Below are 20,432 nucleotides of genomic sequence, written 5' to 3'. Positions count from 1 at the left end.
GGCAAGTCTAACCAGGGTTCGCCCACCTTGTGCACTCGCCAGTGACCCGTAAAACGTGACAGGATCGGTCATCGACCATTCGTACACGGAGTTTGAATGCCATGCTCAGCCTGAACTTCCTGATTACCTGCCTGATTGTCGTATTGATCCCCGGCACCGGTGTGATATTCACGGTGTCCACCGGCCTCACCGCCGGCAAGCGCGCCAGTGTATTCGCAGCGCTGGGCTGTACCGCCGGGATCATCCCGCATTTGCTCGCGTCGGTACTCGGCCTTTCCGCCCTGCTGCACACCAGCGCATTGGCGTTCGATATGCTCAAGTACGCAGGCGTTGCCTACCTGCTCTACGTGTCATACGCCACCTGGAGGGACCGCTCGGCCTTTGCGGTCAGCGAAACCCCTACGCTGTCCAGTGCACGAAGCCTGATGTTGCGCGGACTGTTGATGAACATTCTCAACCCTAAGCTGACGATTTTTTTCCTGGCCTTCCTGCCCCAGTTCGTCACGCCTGGCAGCACTGCGCCGGCCCTGCAAATGCTGGTGCTGAGTGCTGTCTTCATGGGGATGACGTTTGCGGTGTTCGTGGTGTATGGCCTGCTGGCCAATGTATTTCGCCGCGCAGTGATCGAATCGCCACGGGTTCAGAATTGGTTGCGGCGCAGCTTTGCGGCGGCCTTTGCGGGGCTGGGGTTGAACCTGGCGTTTGCGCAGCGCTGACACACCGAAAAAACGGTAGGCGCTGGTTTGCCAGCGCCTACCGTGGGGATGGAGTTAGATCCCGGCCAGCGCCAGGTCCATCGCGAAGTAGGTGAAAATCAGGTCCGCACCTGCACGCTTGATCGATCCCAACGTCTCGCGCACCACGCGGTCCTCATCAATCGCACCCGCCTGGGCGCCGAATTTGATCATCGCGTACTCTCCGCTGACCTGATACGCCGCCACCGGCAGGCGCGAGGCTTCGCGGATGTCGCGGATGATGTCGAGGTAGGCACCGGCAGGCTTGACCATCAGCGCGTCCGCGCCTTCCTGCTCGTCCAGCAGCGACTCGCGCACCGCTTCGCGGCGGTTCATCGGGTTCATCTGGTAGCTTTTGCGGTCGCCCTTGAGCGCGCTGCCCCCGGCTTCGCGGAACGGGCCGTATAGGGCCGAGGCGAATTTGGTCGAGTACGCCATGATCGGGATATGGGTGAAACCGGCATCATCCAACGCGCGGCGGATCGCCTGGACCTGGCCGTCCATCGCTGCAGAAGGCGCAATAACGTCAGCACCGGCGCGGGCGGCAGCCACGGCTTGCTTGCCGAGGTTGACCAGGGTTGCATCGTTGTCGACATGGGCACCGTGCATCACACCACAGTGGCCGTGGTCGGTGTATTCACAGAAGCAGGTGTCGGACATCACGATCATTTCCGGCACGGCGTCCTTGATGATCGAGGACATGCGCGAGACCAGGCCACGCTCCTTCCAGGTGTCGCTGCCGCTGGCATCCAGGTGATGTGACACGCCAAAGGTCATGACCGACTTGATGCCGGCACGGGCATAGCGTTCGACTTCACCGGCCAGTTTTTTCTCAGGGATGCGCAATACACCGGGCATGCTGGTGATGGGCACGAAGTCGTCGATTTCTTCTTCGACGAAGATCGGCAACACCAGGTCGTTGAGGGTGAATTCACTTTCCTGAAACAAACCACGCAGCTCCGGAGAGCGGCGCAGGCGGCGTGGGCGGGCTTGGGGGAACTGGCTGGTCATGGCTTTCCTATCAGAAGGCAGAAATCTTTGGGGCGAAAGCTTATGCCCCTTCGCCCCGGCAGCACAAACGCCGAGGGGCCAATAGTGTATTGCGCCGCCCGTAACAATTCATTGATCTAGAGCTGCAGTCGCCCTTCGATACAGACGGCCACCGCGCCGCCAACCCAGATTTCATCGCCCTGACGCTCGACGCGAATCCGCCCCGCCCGTCCAATGGCCGTGCCCTGGCTGACCACATAACACTCAGGCGCCAGGCCCTCGGCCAGCAGCCATTGGGCGACGCCAGCGTTCAGGCTGCCGGTGGCCGGGTCCTCCGGGGCGCCATCACCCGCGATGAAGGCGCGGACCTCAAACTGCGCGTCCACATCGTCGTGAGCAGGGTCGCACGGTGCAATCACCCCCACTGCCAAACCGAGCAGTTGCGAATAGTCCGGTTGTAGAGCCAGTACCTGATTGCGGTCAGCCAGCATCACCGCCAGCCAGCCCGCGCCGTTGTCGACCCATTGGCTGCGCACGATGGCCTCGGGTGCAAGGCCCAGCGCCAAGCGCACGCGTTCAACCAACGAGGCCTCCAGCGGCCCGGAGCGCAATAACGGTGGCGCGATAAATGCCAGTTCTTCGCCCTGGCGACGGATACGCACCAGGCCGATTTCGCACTCCTGGATGATCTCCTCGCCTTTTGAGACCCCGCCGGCCTGCAGCCACGCGTAGCAACTGCCCAGCGTCGGGTGCCCGGCGAACGGCAGCTCCGTCAAGGTGGTGAAAATTCGCACCCGATAGTCAGCCCTTGGATCACGCGGTGTCAGCAAAAACGTGGTTTCACTGAGGTTGGTCCAATTGGCGAAGTCCGCCATCTGCTGGTCAGTCAGGCTGTCTGCACCGAACACCACCGCCAGCGGGTTGCCTTTGAGCGCCACACGGCTGAAGACGTCCAGCTGTTTGAAATCGAAAGTCGGCATGCTTTAACTCGGAATATTGAGGCCACGGATCACTGCCGGCCGTGCGACGAAACCGTCCAGCGCGCGCAGCACGTTAGGGAAGTCGGCAATGCCCACGAGGTCACCGGACTCGTAGAAGCCGATCAGGTTGCGGATCCACGGGAAGGTCGCGATGTCAGCGATGCTGTACTCGTCTCCCATGATCCAGGTACGGCCCAGCAGGCGTTTCTCCAGCACGTCGAGCAAGCGCCGGGATTCGGCGGCGTAACGATCGCGGGGACGCTTGTCTTCGTAGGCCTTGCCGGCGAATTTATTGAAAAAACCCAACTGGCCAAACATCGGGCCGATACCGCCCATTTGGAACATCAGCCATTGGATCGTTTCATAGCGGGTGGCCGGGTCTTCGGGGAGCAGTTGGCTGGTTTTTTCCGCCAGGTAGATCAGGATCGCGCCGGACTCGAACAGCGCCAGTGGCGAACCGCCGGGGCCATTGGGGTCGATGATCGCGGGGATCTTGTTGTTGGGGTTCAGGGACAGGAACTCGGGAGACAACTGGTCCTGTGTCTCGAAGCTGACTTTGTGCGCTTCATAGGGCAGGCCCAGCTCTTCGAGCATGATTGAGACTTTCACTCCGTTGGGCGTCGGCAGTGAATAGAGTTGCAAGCGCTCGGGATGCTGAGCAGGCCATTTGCTGTTGATCGGGAAAGCGGCGAGTGGGTTCATCGCAAGTACCTGGGCAGAAAGCAACCATGATAGTCATCTACCACGCGTCCTGCATGAGTCATCAATGCGCAATAACTGCTGGCTATTATCCCGTTTGGGCGAACCAATAGGCCCGCGGGCACTCTCAAGTACGCTCAAACAGTGAATGGAGGCAACGCGTTATATCGACAGGGAACACCGCAGGACGCCGGATGCTTTACTGGGGCCGGGCTTGTCCGCCTTAACCCGATGCACTGAAGACTCGACACTAATGACCATCAAGCCTTTGTGCCTTGCGCGACATCTGAAACGATATTCATACATCATGTTGCCGCTGTTATTGGTTGGCGGCGCTCTCGGCCTGACCCTGGAATCGCGCATCAGCAGCGCCGAACCCGTGGATGGCGTGCAAACCCTGGTGTTCCTGCGCCATGGTGAAAAACCCGCCGGGGGCCTGGGGCAACTCAATTGCCAGGGCCTCAACCGGGCAATGAACCTGGCCACGGTATTGCCAGACAAATTCGGCAAGGCCGATTTCGTCTTCGCCGCCAACCCGACACGCAATGTGGAAGAAGGCGAGCTGGACAATTCCTACAGCTATATTCGACCGCTGATGACCATCAGCCCCAGCGCCATCAAGCTGGGCCTGCCGGTGAACATCAAGTTTTCCGCGAATGACACCAGCGCCCTCGCCGACGAGCTGGTGGAAGACAAGTACCACAACGCCACCATCTACACCGCATGGTCCCACGGCTACCTGCCGGAGCTGATCAACAAGGTGGCCAGTGAAGCGTCGGGCGAAAAACACACCATCACCGACGACTGGTCCGGCAGCGACTACGACACGCTGTATGTACTGACGCTGACCTGGCACAACGGCAAGGCCTCCTTGCTGAGCCGCAACTACAAGCAAGGCTTGAACGACGGCGCCGAAGGGTGCCCGGCACCGACACAAGTGAGTGCCGATAGCTGACAGCGTATGATGCGTCGCTATTGACTCACCTGCGGACTCACACCATGCCCAACGTCACTTCATCCCAGCCCAACCGAGGCTGGTCTTTCTGGTGGAAACCAGCGCTGTTCCTGCTGATTGCCTGTGTTGGCCTCTACTACGTGAAGTGGTCGCCCTACTACCTCAAGGCCTTCGTGGCCGCCGACAACCACAGCATCGGCGCTTCGATCCTCAACGATCAGCAAAGCGCGCCACTGGCCGCTGCGCTGGCCTATGCCCAAGTGTATTTCCTCGCGATCTGGAAGGCCGCCGTGCTGGCGGTGATCCTCGGTTCGCTGTTGCAAGTGCTGATACCCCGCGATTGGCTGCTGCGCCTGTTTGGCCGTGCCGGACTCGGGTCTACCTTGCGCGGCGGGCTGTTTGCCTTGCCGGGGATGATGTGCAGCTGCTGCGCGGCACCGGTTGCGGCAGGCATGCGCCGCCAGCAGGTGTCCGTGGGCGCGGCGCTGGCCTTCTGGATCGCCAACCCGGTACTCAACCCTGCCACCCTGGTATTCATGGGCTTTGTGCTGGGCTGGGGCTTTACTGCATTACGCCTGGTGGCAGGCATTGTGTTGGTGGTGGGTGTGTCGCTGGTGGCGCAGCGCATTTCGCGGCCGGATCAGGTTCCTGAGCCAGCGCTGGAGGCGATGGCCGAAGTCAGCGTTGTCGAGTCCCAACCCTTCCTGAGCCGCTGGCTGCGCACCCTGTGGCAACTGTTCTGGAGCACCATCCCGGTCTACATCCTGGCGGTGCTGATCCTGGGCGCGGCGCGGGTGTGGCTGTTCCCGCATGTGGATGGGGCCATGACCAACAGCCTGGTGTGGCTGGTGCCGTTGGCGATTGTCGGCACGTTGTTCGTGATTCCTACGGCGGCAGAGATACCTATCGTACAAACCATGATGGCCCTGGGCATGGGCACCGGCCCGGCCGTGGCCCTGTTGATGACCTTGCCCAGTGTGAGCCTGCCGTCACTGCTGATGCTGCGAAAGGACTTTGATGCGCGAGTGCTGGCAACGGTTGCCGGATTGACCATGCTGGTGGGAGTGGTGTGTGGGTTGATCGGAGCGGTGCTTCTTTAGATTTTGGATGAGCTTCAGGCGCTCATCGAAGGCACGCCAGCTTGCACGTTTGACGGTGTTCACACACCAGCCTGTGGGTGCCGGCGTGCCTGCGATGGCACCCGAAAAGTTCACCCCATTCGTTCGCGCAGATACTCCACCACCGCGCCCTGCTCCCCGGCAAACTCGATCCGCGCGCCTTTGCTTTCACGCTGGAACGCGTACATCGGGTCGTAGTACTCGCGCAGCAGCCCCTCGATCCAGACCCGATGCAAATCCACTGCGCCACTGCGCGCCTGCTCCGCCAGGGCGTCCTGCATCACCGCTTGCAGTCGCTGGAAACGTTCGCCACCGAGGCGCTTGTGAATATTGGCCAGGCTCTGGGTCAGCCGCTCGGCAAACAGCGCGTGGCCCTGCTCGCCAAATACGTCGACGAACTCCGCACACAGGTCCACGACATAATCGCGCAGGATGCGTTCGACTCGCCCCTCGACGCTGTCCTCCAGCCAAACCATGGGATAAGTCTGCATCCCCTTGTGCAACGGCAACGGCAACGCACAACTGCCAATCATGCGGCTCTCGTCCTCGACCACGAATCCCTCGATGCCGCCGGCACGTTTCTTCAGCAGGTCCACTGCCAGGCGGTTTTCAAAGTCGATGTTGGACGGCTGGCCCGTAGCACGCTTACCGAAGCTGGAACCGCGATGGTTGGCATGCCCCTCCAGGTCCAGGGCGTTATGCAACTGGCCGAGTACTTCGGTCTTGCCGGTGCCGGTCATACCGCCCAGCAACACGAAATCACATTGTGTGGCCGCTTGCTCGACGGTCTCCAGCAAAAAGGACCGCATGGCCTTATAGCCGCCGCCGACACGCGGGTATTCAATGCCCGCCTCGGTCTTGAGCCATTGCTGCACGATCTGCGAACGCAGACCGCCGCGAAAGCAGTACAGGTAGCCCTCGGGATTGGCCTGGGCGAACTGCGCCCACTGTTCGATGCGTTGCGCCTTGATCGCGCCGGACACCAGTTCGTGCCCGAGCACGATTGCCGCTTGCTGGCCCTGCTGCTTGTAGCAGGTGCCGACACGCTGGCGTTCATCGTCGGTCATCAGCGGCAAGTTGACGGTCCCAGGGAACGCGCCTTTGACGAATTCGACCGGCGCGCGGGTGTCCATCATCGGCCGGTCATTGAGGAAGATGTCGCGGTAGTCAGTGATGTCAGTCGCCATTAAAACACCTCTACCGCGTGGCGCTGTCGCTCAACCAATGCGCCGATAGGCTCAAGGCTCAGGCCCAGTTCCGCGGCCACTGAATGGAACTCGGCATCGCCCTCGGGGGTGACCGCTATCAAAAGCCCGCCACTGGTCTGCGGATCGCACAGCACGCGCTTATGCAGCTCCTGCAGACGCCCGAGCTTGCTGGAATAACTGTCAAAGTTGCGCAGGGTCCCCCCCGGCATACAGCCCTGCTCCAAGTAGTCCTCAATCCCAGGCAGGCGTGGGACTTTTGCGTATTCGATGCGTGCCGACACCCCGCTGCCGTCAGCCATTTCCACCAAATGGCCCAAGAGGCCGAAGCCAGTGACGTCGGTCATGGCCGTTACCCCCGCCAGTTTGCCGAAACGGCTGCCAGGCTTGTTAAGGGTACACATCCAGTCACGTGCCAGGCCGATGTCTGCCTCGCGCAACTTGCCCTTCTTCTCAGCGGTGGTCAGGATGCCGATGCCAATGGGCTTGGTGAGATACAGGCGGCAACCGACGGTAGCGGTATCATTGCGCTTCATATGGCGCTTTTGCACGATGCCGGTCACCGCCAGCCCGAAGATCGGCTCCGGGGCGTCGATGGAGTGACCGCCCGCCAGGGGAATACCGGCTTCATCGCACACCGAACGGCCGCCACGGATCACCTCCCGGGCAATCTCCGGTGCCAGCACATTGACCGGCCAGCCGAGAATGGCGATGGCCATCAGCGGGTCGCCGCCCATAGCGTAGATGTCGCTGATTGCGTTGGTGGCAGCAATCCGGCCGAAATCGAAGGGGTCATCGACAATCGGCATGAAGAAGTCAGTGGTCGAGACCACGCCGCGCTCGTCATCAATCGCGTACACCGCCGCGTCATCGCGCGACGCGTTGCCCACCCACAGGTTGGGATCGAGGTTCTGTGCGCCGCTACCGGCGAGGATCACCTCCAATACCTGGGGCGATATCTTGCAACCGCATCCCGCGCCATGGCTGTACTGGGTAAGACGAATCGGCTCGTTCATGGTGGACCTCACGCTATCAAGTGCGCGAATTCTAACAGACAGCAAAAGCCGGCTGGGCTCTTGTGAGCGCAGCCGGCCTATTGGGTGCAGCGGTTACTGACGGGCAGCCAGCAAACGCTTGTGACGGTTACGTCGGGCGATGTTCAGGCACTCGATCGCCGCCGAGAACGCCATGGCCGCATACACGTAGCCTTTAGGCACATGGGCGCCGAAGCCTTCGGCGATCAACGTCATACCGATCATGATCAGGAAGCCCAGGGCCAGCATTACCACGGTCGGGTTGTCGTTGATGAACTTGGCCAACGGCTCGGCCGCCACCAGCATCACGATCACCGAGGTCACGACGGCAATGATCATGATCGGCAAGTGCTCGGTCATGCCCACGGCGGTGATGATGCTGTCGATGGAGAACACCAGGTCGAGCAACAGGATCTGGCCGATGGCCGCGGCGAAACCGATGGCCACGACGTTGCCAGCGCTGGTTTCCTTCTCTTCCGGCTCCGGGTCCATGCTGTGATGGATCTCGGTGGTCGCCTTCCACACCAGGAACAGGCCACCGGCGATCAGGATCATGTCCTTCCACGAAAACGCCTGGCCAAACACTTCGAATACCGGCGCGGTCAACTGCACGATGAACGCGATGGTACTCAACAGGCCCAGACGCAACACCAACGCCATGCTGATACCGATGCGCCGCGCCTTGGCTCGATGCTGCTCCGGCAGCTTGTTGGTGAGGATCGAGATGAAGATCAGGTTATCGATGCCCAGCACGATCTCCATGACGATCAAGGTCGCCAGGGCAACCCAGGCGGTGGGGCTGGCGGCCAGTTGTAAAAGGTAATCCATAGGTCAGTCCTGACGTTGTGCGGGAAAATTAGGCTTCTTTGCTGTTCGATTCTGTTTCTTTCTCTTCCTGATCATCCTTCTTCTGTGGGTTGATCAGGCCATTTGTCGCTTCACTCAATGCCTGCTCGGCCGCCTTATGCGTGTCATCGATGGCTTGCTTGGCCGATTCGGTGGCCTTGCCCAGCACCTGCTGCGCGCTTTTTTCGACCTGATCGCAGCCGCTGATCACCACCAATGAAAGCGCAAGCAACGATGCCGCGCCCAGGGAATTGAGTTTCATGATGTCTTCCTCGTTAGAACCATTGGGTCCAGATAGTGGCCCCGCGATAGCGAGGCATTCTATGCAGGTGAACAGTTCAGGAAAATTCGTATTTTTCTCGCGTATACTTCGATTTTTACGAAGTGATGGTTGCCATGCTCAATTACCGACAACTGCACTACTTCTGGGTGGTGGCCAAGACTGGCAGCATCGTGCGTGCGTGTGAGCAGCTTAACCTCACGCCCCAGACCATCAGCGGGCAGATTAGCCTGTTGGAACAAACCTTTGGTATCGCGCTGTTTCAGCGCGTCGGCCGTCAGCTGGAATTGACTGAAGCCGGACGCCAGGCCCTGCCCTATGCCGAGCAGATGTTCCAGACCGGCAATGAATTGGAGGCCATGCTGCGCGCGCAGCCCAATGAACAGCAGATCCTGTTCCGCGTCGGCGTGGCGGATGTGGTGCCCAAGTCCATCGTCTACCGGCTGATTGCGCCGACCATGGAGTTGAGCGAGGCGATCCGCATTACCTGCCGCGAAGACAAGCTCGAACGCCTGCTGGCCGACCTGGCCATCCAGCGCCTGGACCTGGTGATTTCCGACAGCCCCATGCCGACACACTTGGACATCAAGGGCTACAGCCAGAAGTTGGGCGAGTGTGGCATCAGCTTTTTCGCCACCCAGGCGTTGGCTGACACATACGGCGGGGATTTCCCACAATGCCTGCACGGCGCGCCACTATTGATTCCAGGGGCGGAAACCGTGGTCCGCAGTCGTTTGCAGCGCTGGTTTGCCGAACAGCAGATCCAACCAAAAATCATCGGTGAATTCGACGACAGCGCCTTGATGCAGGCATTCGGCCAATCCGGCAGCGGGATCTTTATCGCCCCCAGCGTGATTGCCGATGAAGTGGTGCGCCAGTACGGCGTGGCGCTGATTGGCCAGACCGTGGCGGTGACCGAGTCGTTCTACGCGATCTCGGTGGAACGCAAGGTCAAGCACCCCGGCATCGTGGCGATTACCGAAGGCGCTCGACGGGAGCTGTTCACCACCCTGCCCTGACGGCTCAGGCCTGGGAGGCGACCGGTTGCTTGGCGGTCATCAGCCACAACGCCAGCAGGATCGACACGAGGATAAACCCGGACGCGGCAAAGCCCAGGCTGCCCAAGCCGAGGGTGTCGATCACATGGCCACCCACCATGGCGCCCAGGCCGATTCCCAGGTTGGCCCCGGCGATGTTGAGTGACGCCGCAAATGCCGGTGCATGAGGCGCGGCCTTCATCAAGCGCACATGGCTGACCAGAAACATCGCCGCCTGGGTCACGCCCCACACGGCCATCGCCGCCGCCAGGCCAATGGTGGAATGGATCGCTGGCACCAGCGCGACCATGCCCGCAATCATGAAGCCACAGAACACCATCGACGCGATCAACGGATGGCGATCCACCGCACGCCCGCCCAACGAATTGCCAATCAGCCCGACGGCACCGAAGCCCATCAGGCACCAGCCCACCAACGTACCGTCGAAACCGGCCAGGCGCTCCAGGATGTCCGCTAAGTAGGTGTATGCCGTGAACATGCCGCTGAACACCAAAATCGACAGCAGGATATGCCCCTGCATCAGCGGGTTACGCAGGATCTTGAACTGCGAGCGCAACGTCACTTCATCATTCTTGGGCTGGGTCACCGGCAGGTAGATAAACAGCAGCAAGGCCTTGGCCAACGCCACCACCGCGAGGATGGCAAACGCGGCGCGCCAGCCGAACATATCGGCAATCAAGGTACCCACCGGAATGCCGAAGACCGTGGCGCAGACGATACCAAAGCCGATCTTCTCGATGGCACGCCCGGCGAATTCCGGGCCGACGATGTCCACCGCCGTCTCGCTGGCCAACGCCCAGAACACCGGCAGCCCCAGCGCCGGGATCAACCGCGCCAATGCCATCACCCAGATATTCGGTGCCAGCGCCGCCACCGTATTGGCCACGCCGAACAGGATCAGGATGCTGATGAACAGCCGTTTGCGTGGGAAACGCGCGCAATAGGCTGTCAGAAACGGACCAAAGGCCGCCACGGTAAACGCGAACAAGGTCACCAGCAGCCCAGCCTGGGACACACTCACATTCAGGTCCCGCGCGATGGAGGGCAGCAGGCCGACAATGACGAATTCCGTGGTCAGCACCGTAAAGCCGGCGGCTGACAGCAGCAGGATGGGAAACAACATGAAAACTCCAGAAACGACGACATCAACGACAGCCCGAAGGGCCCGCTGACGGAAGGAAAGATGAGAGGACGGAATCTTAACAGGATTTTGCAAAGACTGGGACGGGCGGGTGACGCAATGCCGCACAGGCGAGGACATTTCCTACAGCGTGCTAGACTTCGCGATCCGCGTCCTACAGCCATTTCTGCGTACGCCGCTGTGCCTCCAAAAACTAGAGACAAGTGTTATGACTGCTGCCCCATCCCTCCTGCAACGACTGGCGCGCGTCAGCCTGGTCACGCAAATCGTCATCGGCCTGATCGCCGGCATCCTGCTCGCCCTGCTGCTGCCCGAGGCGGCCAAGGCCACCGGGTTTATCGGCAAGGTGTTCGTCACGGCGCTCAAAGCCGTGGCACCGATCCTGGTGTTTGTGCTGGTGATGGCGTCGATCGCCAACCATAAGCACGGCCAGGAAACCCATATCAAGCCGATCCTGTTCCTGTACCTGCTGGGCACCTTTGCTGCCGCCGTCGTCGCGGTAATTGCCAGCATGTGGTTCCCCTCCTCGCTGGTGCTGGCAACCCATGATGCAACGGTCAGCGCACCGGGCGGCATTGGTGAGGTGTTGCAAAGCCTGCTGTTGAGCGTGGTGGACAACCCGGTCAGCGCGCTGATGAACGCCAACTTCATCGGCATCCTGGCCTGGGCCATCGGTATGGGCGTAGCCATCCGTCATGCCGGCGAGACCACGCGCACCGTACTCGACGACCTGTCCAACGGCGTCACGCTGATCGTGCGTGTGGTGATCCGCTTTGCGCCGTTGGGCATTTTCGGCCTGGTAGCCTCGACCCTGGCCACTTCCGGCTTTGGCGCCCTGCTCGGCTACGCCCACCTGCTGGTGGTGCTGATCGGCTGCATGTTGTTCGTGGCGCTGGTGGTCAACCCGGCCATTGTGTTCTGGAAACTGCGCCGCAATCCGTATCCATTGGTGCTGATGTGCCTGCGTGAAAGCGGTATCACCGCGTTCTTCACCCGCAGTTCGGCGGCGAACATCCCGGTCAACCTGGCCTTGAGCAAACGCCTGGGCCTGCATGAAGACACCTACTCGGTGTCGATCCCACTCGGTGCCACCATCAACATGGCCGGTGCTGCGATCACCATCACCGTGCTGACCCTGGCCGCCGTGCACACCTTGGGCATCGCCGTCGACCTGCCAACTGCCGTGCTGCTCAGTGTGGTCGCGGCCATCTGCGCCTGCGGTGCTTCCGGCGTGGCGGGCGGCTCGCTGTTGCTGATCCCGCTGGCGTGCAGCTTGTTTGGCATTCCCAGTGACATCGCCATGCAAGTAGTCGCCGTGGGTTTCATCATCGGTGTGCTACAGGATTCGGCGGAAACCGCGCTGAACTCGTCCACCGATGTACTGTTCACTGCCGCCGCTTGCCTGGGCAAGGAAGAACAGCCGGCTTAATCGCCAGCCACAAAAAAGCCCGGGGCCGTTCACTGAAGAACGACCCCGGGCTTTTTTGTGGCTGGATGCTTAGAAAGCGCCCATGTAGTCGCGCTTGCCCACTTCCACGCCATTGTGACGCAGCAGAGCGTAGGCGGTGGTGACGTGGAAGAAGAACTGCGGCAGGCCGTAGGTCAGCAGGTAGGACTGGCCGCTGAAGCGCTTTTCTTTCGGCGTGCCTGGGCGAGTGATGATCTCGATGCCTTCCTTGCCGTCGATCTGCTCGGGCTTGATGGTGTCGACAAAGGCCAACACTTTGGCGATCAGGGCTTGCAGGTCGGCAAAGGTGACTTCGGTATCTTCATATTTCGGCACTTCGATCTCTGCCAGGCGTGCGGAAACGCCCTTGGCGAAGTCGACAGCGATCTGCACCTGGCGAACCAGTTGGAACATGTCCGGGAACAGGCGTGCCTGCAGCAAGGCGTTCGGCTCGATGTTCTTGGCGGTGGCGTGGGCTTCGGCTTTGGTCAACACACCGCTCAGGGCGGTGAGCATTTGCTTGAAGACCGGGATGGAGGCGGCGTACAGGGAAATAGTCATGGCAGTCTCTGGGTAATGTCACGGTTTGAACCAGCGGCGATTATAGACATGCCGGGCGCTTGTCTTTTATTTTTTCCGGCTTACGCTAGTGAGCTCACTGCATAGGGAAAGCGCGATGACCGCCGAGCACGACACCGAGACCCCTGAGCCGCGCCTGAACAGCACGGAAATCCGCATCCTGGGCTGCCTGATCGAAAAACAGGCGACCAACCCGGAAACCTATCCCCTGACCCTCAATGCCCTGGTACTGGCCTGCAACCAGAAGACCAGTCGCGAACCCGTCATGAACCTCAGTCAGGGCCAGGTCGGCCAAAGCCTGCGCGCATTGGAGGGCCAGGGTTTTACCCGCCTGGTGATGGGCAGCCGCGCCGACCGTTGGGAACATCGGGTGGACAAGGCGCTGGAACTGGTGCCAGCCCAGGTCATCCTGATTGGCTTGTTATTCCTGCGAGGGCCGCAGACGGTCAACGAACTGCTCACCCGCAGCGGGCGCATGCATGATTTTGAAGATACTGAGCAGGTGGTGCACCAGCTTGAGCGTTTGATTGCGCGAGGGTTGGCGCTGCTGGTGCCGCGTCAGGCCGGGCAACGGGAAGATCGGTATACCCATGCGCTGGGTGACCCGGCGGACATCGAGACGATTATTGCGGCGCGGGGTAGCCCGGCAGAGCGTGGGGTTGGGGTTTCCGTGGACCGGATTGAAGAGCTGGAAGCGCGGATTGCAGCGTTGGAAGAGCGGTTGGCGCTACTGGAACAGGCCTAAAACAGTCAACGTGTGGGAGCGGGCTTGCTCGCTCCCACGTTCGTTCCAGGCAAGGCTTCAGTTTCGGGCGAAGGCCACTGCCGCCTGAAACTGCTCATCGGTCGGCCGCACGCCGGTATAGAGCACAAACTGCTCCAGCGCTTGGATGGCAATGACTTCCAAGCCGGTAATCACCCGCTTGCCCTGGGCCCTTCCACGCACGATCAATGGTGTTTCCGAGGGGATCGCAACCACATCGAACACAGTCTCCGCGACATCCACCGCATCAGCGTCAAACGCCAACGCGTCTGCCTCAGCCCCGCCGGTCATGCCGATGGGCGTCACGTTGATCAGCATCTGCGGACGCATGTCCGCCAATTCGGCTCGCCACTCATATCCCAGGTTCTGCGCCAGCGCCCGGCCTGCTGCTTCGTTGCGCGCAACGATTACGCCATTGGCGTAACCACCGTCACGCAAGGCACTGGCCACGGCCTTGGCCATACCGCCGCTGCCACGCAGAGCGAAGGTCGAGTCCTTAGGCACGGCATGCTTCTTCAGCAGTTGCTCGATGGCGATGTAGTCGGTGTTATAGGCCTTGAGGTGCCCGTCGGTGTTGACGATGGTGTTCAGGGAGTCGATGGCTTGAACCGAATCGTCCAATTCATCCACTAAGGCAATGGCAGCCTCCTTGAAGGGCATGGAAACCCCGCAACCCCGTACGCCCAGCGCGCGGATACCACCGATCGCGCCGGGCAAATCCTGGCTGCTGAAAGCTTTATAGTAGAAGTTCAGACCCAACTGCTCGTACAGGTGGTTATGAAACCGCAGGCCGAAATTCCCGGGGCGCGCCGACAGAGACATGCACAGTTGGGTGTCCTTGTTGGGGTGCATCTGCATGGATAACTCCTTTGAGTAAGCAATTGGGTACAGACCTTACACAACCTTTACCTAGCGGCTGTGCTGTTTTTCAGAAATACGTTGTCTTAAAAGTATCCCCGCGACATTACTTGAGTCTATTGATTGCAGACCACAAGCGCTGGGGCTAACCGAGGAATGACCATGATTCGTACAATCCCCAAGATCGCCTTGCTGGTTGGCGCACTCGCGATGGCAGGCCAAGCCTCCGCCCATGGTGGTGGTTGGGGTGGCCCGGCCGTATTGGGTGCTTTAGTCGGCGCAGCCGTCGTGGGCTCCGTGGTTGCAAGCCAGCCGCGTGACGTCTACGTGCAGCAGCCGGTGTATGTGCAACCGCAGCCGGTGTACGCCGCGCCGCCACCGGTCTACTACGCACCGCCGCCACCGGTGTATGTGCAACAGCAGGTTTATTATCGTCCGGCGCCGGTGTATTACGGCCCACCGCGTGGCTATTACGGTCCACCACGCGGCTACTACGGCCCTCCCCACGGCTATTACGGTCGCGGCTGGTAAGCGGATCGTCTGAAACAGGCCTCGCCGGATTGCGGGGCCTTTTTTTGCCTGGAAAGTCCGGATTCATGCCGTCAAGGTCGCTCTGAGGACAATGCCCGGTGCGCAATCGCACATCATCGACACCAATGTCTACTTGCTCGAACCGGCCTTGCGCTGTCATGTTTGTGTCACGACAGCCTTCCACTATCGATCCTGTCCACCCAATAACAACAAGGACGACTGACCATGCCCACGCAAAACCCGCACCGCACCGCTGGCCTCTGCACATCCAGCAAAGTCTACAGCGCCCTCACCGAACTCAAGCACCTGGAGGGCCACCGCAGCGCCAAATTCCTCGCGCTGCTGGCGGAAAACCTGGTGCGCAAGGGTCTGCTCAGCGAGCAGGAAGTGGTGAACATGCTCGATCAAGTGGTGGACTGACGTCTCGCGTCGATGTCGACTATCGAGCCAGGTGATTTTTCCTAGATCAGCCTGCCCCGTACAGTGACCTCCATAGCAATCGGAGGTCCTTATGGCCACTATTCAGATCATGTCCGTCATCGGCAGCGCCGTCCCCGCCCCTCTTCGCCAGCTGGGCTTGCTCGCCTGCTGGTACCTGGTACGCGATGGCGAAGCCATCAGTGGTCCTTTTATAAGCAGCCGTGAAGCAGCTGCAAGCCTCAAGCTTGAAGCTGCCTTTTAGGGCAACGGCAATTTGACTCGCGGCTTGCTCTCCACGAACAACGCCCAACTGGACATGAACAAGGCCGCCACCAGCGGCCCGATCACGAAGCCGTTCAAGCCAAAGACCGACAAACCGCCCAGGGTCGAGATCAGGATCAGGTAATCCGGCATCTTGGTGTCCTTGCCCACCAGGATCGGCCGCAACACATTGTCCACCAGGCCGATCACAAACACGCCAAACAGCGCCAGCACCACGCCCTGCCAGATTGCGCCGCTCAATAAGAAGTAGGCGGCTACCGGCCCCCAGACAATCCCCGCGCCCACCGCCGGCAACAACGACAGAAACGCCATCAGTACCGCCCAGAGCAATGCACTGGGAATATCCAGGAACCAGAAGATCAACCCGCCGAGCGCACCCTGGGTCACGGCCACCAGCACGTTGCCCTTGACCGTGGCACGCACCACCCGATTGAACTTGAGTTGCAACCGGCGCTTTTGTGGCTCGGCCAACGGCACCGCGGTGCGCACCTTACGTACCAGTTCAGGGCCATCGCGCAGCAGGAAATACAGCAGATACAACATGATGAAAAAGCTCACCAGGAAATCAAACGTACCCTGGCCGAAGCTGAATGCCTGAGTGGCAAAGAACTGACTGCCTTGCATTGCGCTCTTGACGATTTTCTCGCGCAACCCTTCAAGGTTGCCCATGCCGAAACGGTCCAGCAGGTGCTGGAAGTACGGCGGCAACACATTCTTGAACTGCTCGATATACCCGGCCACGTCCAGCTTGCCGCTTTCGATGTTCTTGTAGAGCGTCGCGCCCTCTTGCACCAGCAAGGCGCTGGTGATGATCACCGGCAGGATCGCGATGATCAGGCAGGCACTCAAGGTGGCCAGGGAAGTGAGGTTGCGGTTCCAGCCAAAGCGCTGCTGCAGGCGCCGCTGCATCGGGGCAAAGATGATGCCGAGGATCACCGCCCAGAACACCGCGCCGTAGAACGGCAGCAATATCCAGATAAACGCGATGGTCACCAGGCCCAGCAACAACAGCAGGGTCTTGAATTGCAGATTGGTTTGATTCATGTCCGGTCCATGTCAGAAAAGCAGAGGTCCCTTGTAGACCCTGTTGCTTAGTCCGCAGCGAAACCTGGGAGTGCCCTCGGTTATTGAACAAGCATAGACCGCATCACTGAATGGCCTTGGCTTCGCTCAACAACGTCTGGATCATCTGCTCCTGCGCGTCATAACGGCCTTCGCCGAAGTGGGTGTAACGCACTTGCCCCTTGGCATCGATCAGGTAATGGGCGGGCCAGTACTGGTTGTCGAAGTTGCGCCAGATCGCGTAGTTGTTGTCGATGGCCACCGGGTAGGTGATACCCAGCTTGCGCACCTGGTCCTTGACGTTGCCGATGATGCGTTCATAGCCGTATTCCGGGGTGTGCACGCCGATCACCACCAAGCCGTCCTTCTCGTACTTCTTCGCCCATTGCTTCACATACGGCAGCGTGTGCTGGCAGTTGATGCAGTCATAGGTCCAGAAGTCCACCAGCACCACTTTGCCTTTCAAGGATTCGCGGGTGAGTTCAGGTGAGTTGAGCCACTCGACCGCGCCGGCCAGCGACGGCATGGCACCGTTGGCATTGTCCTGGCCAGGGTCGGCCTTGACCTTGCTCACCACGTAATCCACAACTTTGGGCACGTTTTCCAGTACGCCCTTTTCCAGGCTGCTGACACCTTCGGACGACGTACCGGCGAGTAAGGTTTTGTCCGCACCGGTGGAGATCACCACTGCTGCAGCCAGTACCGCCACACCTGCCCCACGGCGCAGCCAACCGGTCACCGGAATCGAGGCCTTGAGTCGATTGACCAAGCCGCGCCCGGCAAAGATCAGCGTGCCCAGGGACAAGGCGCTGCCCAGGCCGTAGGCCACCAGCAACAGGCTGGTCTGTGCATTGGCGCCTTGCAGCATCGCGCTGGTCAGGATCACGCCCAGGATCGGCCCGGCGCACGGCGCCCACAGCAGGCCTGTGGCGACGCCGATCAGGACCGACTTCAGCGGGCCGGACAGCGTGCGGCTGTCAGGATCGAGACGGTTGCCCAACACCACAAAGGGGCGTGCCAGCCATCCACCGACCCGTGCCGAGATCAGCGACAGCGCAAACAGCCCCATCACGATCAGCGCCACATGGCGACCGGTGTTATTGGCCTGTATTACCCACTCCGTACTGACCACAGCCAAGCTGGAAATCAGCGCGAAGGTCAGGACCATGCCGCCGAGGGTCAGCAGGATCGAACGGCGGGTGCGGTCGACGCCGGCGAACAGAAACGGCACCACCGGCAGGATACAAGGACTGAGGACGGTCAGGACGCCGCCCAGGAATGCGATGAGTAGCATGGTGTTCACCTTATCGAGTGGGGAGACGGCTTCACGCCGTCTGGTGGTCCAGCGCCTGGCCAAGCGGTGTGCGACGGCTGCCGTCCTCCACCAGCAGGTCTTGGCCGGCGCCGTGTTGCACCGGGGTCAGTTGGAAACACGTGCTGGCGGCGCAGCTGCTTTTCTCCACCGCGGCGTTGGCGTGCACGGCAGTGCCGGCGAGGGCAAAGGCGGTGGCGGTCAAAAAGCGGGTCAGATGGTTCATGGCGGTTTTCCTGTGGCAAAAAATGGGAGAGGTCAGCGCGACTCAGTTGTCGCCGATGCAGCCGTCGCCGAACTTGAGGTAATCCAGCACCTGGGTCTTGTCGTGGGAGTCCAGGTAGGTCATGCGCGCATTCACCACGCCACAGGCGGGCTTGGAGTCCTGGCTCATCGACACCACTTGCTTGATGTCCAGGTGGGTGCCGTAGGTGTAGGTTTGCGCGGCAGTGGCGGCTTCGGCGCGGGCCGACAAGGTGCAGATGTTCAGGGCGGCAAACAGGCAGGCGGCGTAGATGGCTTTGGTGTTCATGGCGGTTGACTCCAGGTTTTCAGGGTTGGAGGCGGTGTGCCTCGTTGGAATCAATTAGAAGCCCCTGAGGTAGCGCGCCTGTGTCGGAAAACCGCGCGGATAAATCGATACGTATCCACAGCCCCCGCCGATACACAGCGATACAAAAAGCCCAAAGGACGACCTGGATCAATAAACCGCCCTCGCCGCTCGGCTACCTTCGCGACCTTTTGCGACCCGTGCCCATGCCTCCCATCCTCGCCCCCGAACTGCTCGCGCCCGCCGGCACCCTGAAAAACATGCGTTACGCCTTTGCCTACGGCGCCGATGCCGTCTACGCCGGCCAGCCGCGCTACAGCCTGCGGGTGCGCAATAACGAGTTCGATCACGCCAACCTGGCACTCGGCATCCAGGAAGCCCACGTGTTGGGCAAGCGTTTTTATGTGGTGGTGAACATCGCGCCGCACAACGCCAAGTTGAAGACCTTCCTCAAGGACCTGGCCCCGGTGATCGCCATGAGGCCGGACGCGCTGATCATGTCCGACCCTGGATTGATCATGCTGGTGCGCCGGCACTTCCCGCAGATGCCGATCCACTTGTCGGTGCAGGCCAATACGGTGAACTGGGCCAGTGTGGAGTTCTGGCAGCAGCAAGGCATCTGCCGAGTGATTCTGTCGCGGGAGTTATCTCTGGAAGAAATCGATGAGATCCGCCAGCAAGTGCCGGCCATGGAGCTGGAAGTGTTTGTGCACGGCGCGTTGTGCATGGCCTATTCCGGACGCTGCCTGCTCTCGGGCTATATGAACAAGCGCGATGCCAACCAGGGCACCTGCACCAATGCCTGTCGCTGGAAATATCAGGCGACCCCGGCTGTGGAAAACGCCACGGGGGATATCGTTCAGCAATGCCAACCCACCCTGGGCACTGGCGCGCCCACCGATCAGGTGTTCCTGCTGCAAGAGGCCAACCGCCCCGATGAACAGATGCCCGCCTTCGAAGACGAGCACGGCACCTACATCATGAACGCCAAGGACCTGCGCGCCGTGCAGCACGTGGAGCGCCTGACCCGGATGGGCGTGCACTCACTGAAGATCGAAGGCCGCACCAAGTCGCACTTTTACTGCGCGCGCACCACCCAGGTGTATCGCCAGGCCATTGATGATGCGGTGGCCGGTCGCGCCTTCGACCGCAACCTGATGACCGACCTCGAATCCCTGGCCCAGCGTGGCTACACCGAAGGTTTCTTGCGCCGCCATGTGCACGATGAATACCAGAACTACCAGAACGGCAGCTCAGTGTCCGAACGCCAGCAGTTCGTTGGCGAGCTGACTGGCGAGCGCCGGGGCGGGCTGGCCGAGGTCAAGGTGAAAAACCGCTTCGCCCTTGGCAATCACCTGGAATTGATGACCCCTGCCGGCAACTTCCACTTTGACCTGGAGAGGATGCACAACAGCCAGGGCGAGGCTGTGAAGGTCGCGCCGGGGGATGGGCACACGGTGTACGTGCCGGTCCCGGCGGAGATGGATGTGCGCTTCGGCCTGCTGATGCGCGACCTATAACGGTCTCGCGTTCAACCAGACACTGAAGCGGGTCGGCCCGTGACAGGAGATGAGCCCTCTTATGGTTG

General features: G+C 60.7%; 24 protein-coding genes. 10 read left to right on the top strand and 14 right to left on the bottom strand.

All coding sequences use genetic code 11. From position 1 onward, the window contains the following. The first annotated feature begins 101 nt into the window (after window positions 1-101). Window positions 102-716, top strand: coding sequence for a LysE family translocator (locus tag PF1751_RS10015; protein WP_010211325.1), 615 nt, complete (start codon window positions 102-104; stop codon window positions 714-716). Between the two features lie 54 nt (window positions 717-770). Here PF1751_RS10015 and hemB read toward each other — a convergent pair whose 3' ends face one another. From hemB to PF1751_RS10000, 3 genes are all read right to left on the bottom strand, one after another. Beyond that, window positions 771-1,745: a porphobilinogen synthase gene (hemB, locus tag PF1751_RS10010; protein ID WP_010211326.1), complete on the bottom strand. Its 975-nt coding sequence runs from the start codon at window positions 1,743-1,745 to the stop codon at window positions 771-773. A 116-nt stretch (window positions 1,746-1,861) separates the two neighbouring features. Then, window positions 1,862-2,704: a PhzF family phenazine biosynthesis protein gene (locus PF1751_RS10005; RefSeq protein ID WP_044286961.1), complete on the bottom strand. Its 843-nt coding sequence runs from the start codon at window positions 2,702-2,704 to the stop codon at window positions 1,862-1,864. A gap of 3 nt (window positions 2,705-2,707) precedes the next feature. Next, the gene (locus PF1751_RS10000; protein ID WP_042571481.1) at window positions 2,708-3,406 is read right to left on the bottom strand and encodes a glutathione S-transferase N-terminal domain-containing protein; all 699 of its coding nucleotides are present in this window, start codon (window positions 3,404-3,406) and stop codon (window positions 2,708-2,710) included. A 250-nt stretch (window positions 3,407-3,656) separates the two neighbouring features. On the opposite strand from PF1751_RS10000, the gene PF1751_RS09995 reads away from it, so the two are divergent. Continuing rightward, window positions 3,657-4,358 carry a hypothetical protein gene (locus PF1751_RS09995; RefSeq protein WP_021492025.1) on the top strand — a complete coding sequence of 234 codons (702 nt, stop codon included), beginning with the start codon at window positions 3,657-3,659 and terminating at the stop codon, window positions 4,356-4,358. Between the two features lie 44 nt (window positions 4,359-4,402). Continuing rightward, on the top strand, window positions 4,403-5,458 hold the full coding sequence (locus PF1751_RS09990; RefSeq protein ID WP_010211330.1) for a permease: 1,056 nt from the start codon (window positions 4,403-4,405) through the stop codon (window positions 5,456-5,458). Window positions 5,459-5,568: 110 nt separating this feature from the next. On the opposite strand, the gene mnmH is transcribed toward PF1751_RS09990, so the two are convergent. The 4 genes from mnmH to PF1751_RS09970 all read right to left on the bottom strand — a co-directional run bounded on the left by mnmH (window position 5,569) and on the right by PF1751_RS09970 (window position 8,823). Continuing rightward, complete coding sequence (gene mnmH / locus PF1751_RS09985; protein ID WP_044286960.1) at window positions 5,569-6,663, bottom strand: tRNA 2-selenouridine(34) synthase MnmH; 1,095 nt, start codon at window positions 6,661-6,663, stop codon at window positions 5,569-5,571. Continuing rightward, on the bottom strand, window positions 6,663-7,697 hold the full coding sequence (gene selD, locus PF1751_RS09980; RefSeq protein ID WP_010211332.1) for a selenide, water dikinase SelD: 1,035 nt from the start codon (window positions 7,695-7,697) through the stop codon (window positions 6,663-6,665). The genes mnmH and selD overlap by 1 nt, the downstream gene beginning before the upstream one ends. Before the next feature lie 93 nt (window positions 7,698-7,790). After that, the gene (locus tag PF1751_RS09975) at window positions 7,791-8,543 is read right to left on the bottom strand and encodes a TerC family protein (protein ID WP_010211333.1); all 753 of its coding nucleotides are present in this window, start codon (window positions 8,541-8,543) and stop codon (window positions 7,791-7,793) included. 28 nt (window positions 8,544-8,571) lie between these two features. Beyond that, on the bottom strand, window positions 8,572-8,823 hold the full coding sequence (locus PF1751_RS09970) for a hypothetical protein (RefSeq protein ID WP_010211334.1): 252 nt from the start codon (window positions 8,821-8,823) through the stop codon (window positions 8,572-8,574). 134 nt (window positions 8,824-8,957) lie between these two features. Between PF1751_RS09970 and nhaR the strand changes: the two genes are divergently transcribed. Then, the gene (gene nhaR / locus PF1751_RS09965; RefSeq protein WP_010211336.1) at window positions 8,958-9,860 is read left to right on the top strand and encodes a transcriptional activator NhaR; all 903 of its coding nucleotides are present in this window, start codon (window positions 8,958-8,960) and stop codon (window positions 9,858-9,860) included. A gap of 4 nt (window positions 9,861-9,864) precedes the next feature. Here nhaR and PF1751_RS09960 read toward each other — a convergent pair whose 3' ends face one another. Beyond that, complete coding sequence (locus tag PF1751_RS09960) at window positions 9,865-11,022, bottom strand: MFS transporter (protein WP_010211338.1); 1,158 nt, start codon at window positions 11,020-11,022, stop codon at window positions 9,865-9,867. 226 nt (window positions 11,023-11,248) lie between these two features. On the opposite strand from PF1751_RS09960, the gene sstT reads away from it, so the two are divergent. Beyond that, window positions 11,249-12,469: a serine/threonine transporter SstT gene (gene sstT / locus PF1751_RS09955; protein WP_021492028.1), complete on the top strand. Its 1,221-nt coding sequence runs from the start codon at window positions 11,249-11,251 to the stop codon at window positions 12,467-12,469. Window positions 12,470-12,538: 69 nt separating this feature from the next. Here sstT and PF1751_RS09950 read toward each other — a convergent pair whose 3' ends face one another. Beyond that, a complete protein-coding gene (locus tag PF1751_RS09950; RefSeq protein ID WP_010211342.1) occupies window positions 12,539-13,048 on the bottom strand; it encodes a DUF1993 domain-containing protein in 510 nt (169 codons plus the stop codon). A gap of 115 nt (window positions 13,049-13,163) precedes the next feature. Between PF1751_RS09950 and PF1751_RS09945 the strand changes: the two genes are divergently transcribed. Beyond that, the gene (locus PF1751_RS09945) at window positions 13,164-13,811 is read left to right on the top strand and encodes a YceH family protein (RefSeq protein WP_010211343.1); all 648 of its coding nucleotides are present in this window, start codon (window positions 13,164-13,166) and stop codon (window positions 13,809-13,811) included. 57 nt (window positions 13,812-13,868) lie between these two features. Here PF1751_RS09945 and PF1751_RS09940 read toward each other — a convergent pair whose 3' ends face one another. Next, window positions 13,869-14,687 (bottom strand): shikimate 5-dehydrogenase, encoded by an 819-nt coding sequence (locus PF1751_RS09940; RefSeq protein WP_044286959.1) that lies wholly within the window; start codon window positions 14,685-14,687, stop codon window positions 13,869-13,871. A 156-nt stretch (window positions 14,688-14,843) separates the two neighbouring features. Here PF1751_RS09940 and PF1751_RS09935 point away from each other — a divergent pair, with 156 nt between their 5' ends. The 3 genes from PF1751_RS09935 to PF1751_RS29220 all read left to right on the top strand — a co-directional run bounded on the left by PF1751_RS09935 (window position 14,844) and on the right by PF1751_RS29220 (window position 15,900). Beyond that, the gene (locus PF1751_RS09935) at window positions 14,844-15,218 is read left to right on the top strand and encodes a hypothetical protein (protein ID WP_021492030.1); all 375 of its coding nucleotides are present in this window, start codon (window positions 14,844-14,846) and stop codon (window positions 15,216-15,218) included. A gap of 225 nt (window positions 15,219-15,443) precedes the next feature. Further along, window positions 15,444-15,638 (top strand): hypothetical protein, encoded by a 195-nt coding sequence (locus tag PF1751_RS09930; RefSeq protein ID WP_010211349.1) that lies wholly within the window; start codon window positions 15,444-15,446, stop codon window positions 15,636-15,638. A 91-nt stretch (window positions 15,639-15,729) separates the two neighbouring features. Further along, window positions 15,730-15,900 (top strand): hypothetical protein, encoded by a 171-nt coding sequence (locus PF1751_RS29220; protein ID WP_010211350.1) that lies wholly within the window; start codon window positions 15,730-15,732, stop codon window positions 15,898-15,900. Here PF1751_RS29220 and PF1751_RS09920 read toward each other — a convergent pair. From PF1751_RS09920 to PF1751_RS09905, 4 genes are all read right to left on the bottom strand, one after another. Beyond that, on the bottom strand, window positions 15,897-16,964 hold the full coding sequence (locus PF1751_RS09920) for an AI-2E family transporter (RefSeq protein ID WP_010211353.1): 1,068 nt from the start codon (window positions 16,962-16,964) through the stop codon (window positions 15,897-15,899). The genes PF1751_RS29220 and PF1751_RS09920 overlap by 4 nt on opposite strands. Window positions 16,965-17,067: 103 nt before the next feature. Then, window positions 17,068-18,276: a cytochrome c biogenesis protein DipZ gene (locus PF1751_RS09915; RefSeq protein ID WP_044286957.1), complete on the bottom strand. Its 1,209-nt coding sequence runs from the start codon at window positions 18,274-18,276 to the stop codon at window positions 17,068-17,070. Window positions 18,277-18,307: 31 nt separating this feature from the next. Beyond that, on the bottom strand, window positions 18,308-18,520 hold the full coding sequence (locus PF1751_RS09910) for a hypothetical protein (RefSeq protein ID WP_044286956.1): 213 nt from the start codon (window positions 18,518-18,520) through the stop codon (window positions 18,308-18,310). 42 nt (window positions 18,521-18,562) lie between these two features. Next, entirely contained in the window at window positions 18,563-18,826 is a 264-nt protein-coding gene (locus tag PF1751_RS09905) for a DUF2790 domain-containing protein (protein WP_010211377.1), read from the bottom strand. Window positions 18,827-19,050: 224 nt separating this feature from the next. On the opposite strand from PF1751_RS09905, the gene trhP reads away from it, so the two are divergent. After that, entirely contained in the window at window positions 19,051-20,364 is a 1,314-nt protein-coding gene (gene trhP / locus PF1751_RS09900) for a prephenate-dependent tRNA uridine(34) hydroxylase TrhP (RefSeq protein WP_044286955.1), read from the top strand. Window positions 20,365-20,432: the final 68 nt, after the last annotated feature.

This window comes from Pseudomonas simiae (assembly GCF_000934565.1).
GTDB classification, from domain to species: domain Bacteria; phylum Pseudomonadota; class Gammaproteobacteria; order Pseudomonadales; family Pseudomonadaceae; genus Aquipseudomonas; species Aquipseudomonas simiae.
Note: the sequence above shows the minus strand (reverse complement) of the source record. Positions and strands in the feature narration are given on the sequence as shown.

Coding starts and splice junctions, on each gene's coding strand:
- PF1751_RS09905 (WP_010211377.1), bottom strand. CDS start 18,826: ATGAACACCAAAGCCATCTACGCCGCCTGCCTGTTTGCCGCCCTGAAC.
- selD (WP_010211332.1), bottom strand. CDS start 7,697: ATGAACGAGCCGATTCGTCTTACCCAGTACAGCCATGGCGCGGGATGC.
- trhP (WP_044286955.1), top strand. CDS start 19,051: ATGCCTCCCATCCTCGCCCCCGAACTGCTCGCGCCCGCCGGCACCCTG.
- PF1751_RS09935 (WP_021492030.1), top strand. CDS start 14,844: ATGACCATGATTCGTACAATCCCCAAGATCGCCTTGCTGGTTGGCGCA.
- PF1751_RS09960 (WP_010211338.1), bottom strand. CDS start 11,022: ATGTTGTTTCCCATCCTGCTGCTGTCAGCCGCCGGCTTTACGGTGCTG.
- hemB (WP_010211326.1), bottom strand. CDS start 1,745: ATGACCAGCCAGTTCCCCCAAGCCCGCCCACGCCGCCTGCGCCGCTCT.
- PF1751_RS09950 (WP_010211342.1), bottom strand. CDS start 13,048: ATGACTATTTCCCTGTACGCCGCCTCCATCCCGGTCTTCAAGCAAATG.
- PF1751_RS09945 (WP_010211343.1), top strand. CDS start 13,164: ATGACCGCCGAGCACGACACCGAGACCCCTGAGCCGCGCCTGAACAGC.
- nhaR (WP_010211336.1), top strand. CDS start 8,958: ATGCTCAATTACCGACAACTGCACTACTTCTGGGTGGTGGCCAAGACT.
- PF1751_RS09930 (WP_010211349.1), top strand. CDS start 15,444: ATGCCCACGCAAAACCCGCACCGCACCGCTGGCCTCTGCACATCCAGC.
- PF1751_RS10005 (WP_044286961.1), bottom strand. CDS start 2,704: ATGCCGACTTTCGATTTCAAACAGCTGGACGTCTTCAGCCGTGTGGCG.
- PF1751_RS09910 (WP_044286956.1), bottom strand. CDS start 18,520: ATGAACCATCTGACCCGCTTTTTGACCGCCACCGCCTTTGCCCTCGCC.
- PF1751_RS09995 (WP_021492025.1), top strand. CDS start 3,657: ATGACCATCAAGCCTTTGTGCCTTGCGCGACATCTGAAACGATATTCA.
- PF1751_RS09970 (WP_010211334.1), bottom strand. CDS start 8,823: ATGAAACTCAATTCCCTGGGCGCGGCATCGTTGCTTGCGCTTTCATTG.
- PF1751_RS10015 (WP_010211325.1), top strand. CDS start 102: ATGCTCAGCCTGAACTTCCTGATTACCTGCCTGATTGTCGTATTGATC.
- mnmH (WP_044286960.1), bottom strand. CDS start 6,663: ATGGCGACTGACATCACTGACTACCGCGACATCTTCCTCAATGACCGG.
- PF1751_RS09915 (WP_044286957.1), bottom strand. CDS start 18,276: ATGCTACTCATCGCATTCCTGGGCGGCGTCCTGACCGTCCTCAGTCCT.
- PF1751_RS09990 (WP_010211330.1), top strand. CDS start 4,403: ATGCCCAACGTCACTTCATCCCAGCCCAACCGAGGCTGGTCTTTCTGG.
- sstT (WP_021492028.1), top strand. CDS start 11,249: ATGACTGCTGCCCCATCCCTCCTGCAACGACTGGCGCGCGTCAGCCTG.
- PF1751_RS09975 (WP_010211333.1), bottom strand. CDS start 8,543: ATGGATTACCTTTTACAACTGGCCGCCAGCCCCACCGCCTGGGTTGCC.
- PF1751_RS09920 (WP_010211353.1), bottom strand. CDS start 16,964: ATGAATCAAACCAATCTGCAATTCAAGACCCTGCTGTTGTTGCTGGGC.
- PF1751_RS09940 (WP_044286959.1), bottom strand. CDS start 14,687: ATGCAGATGCACCCCAACAAGGACACCCAACTGTGCATGTCTCTGTCG.
- PF1751_RS29220 (WP_010211350.1), top strand. CDS start 15,730: ATGGCCACTATTCAGATCATGTCCGTCATCGGCAGCGCCGTCCCCGCC.
- PF1751_RS10000 (WP_042571481.1), bottom strand. CDS start 3,406: ATGAACCCACTCGCCGCTTTCCCGATCAACAGCAAATGGCCTGCTCAG.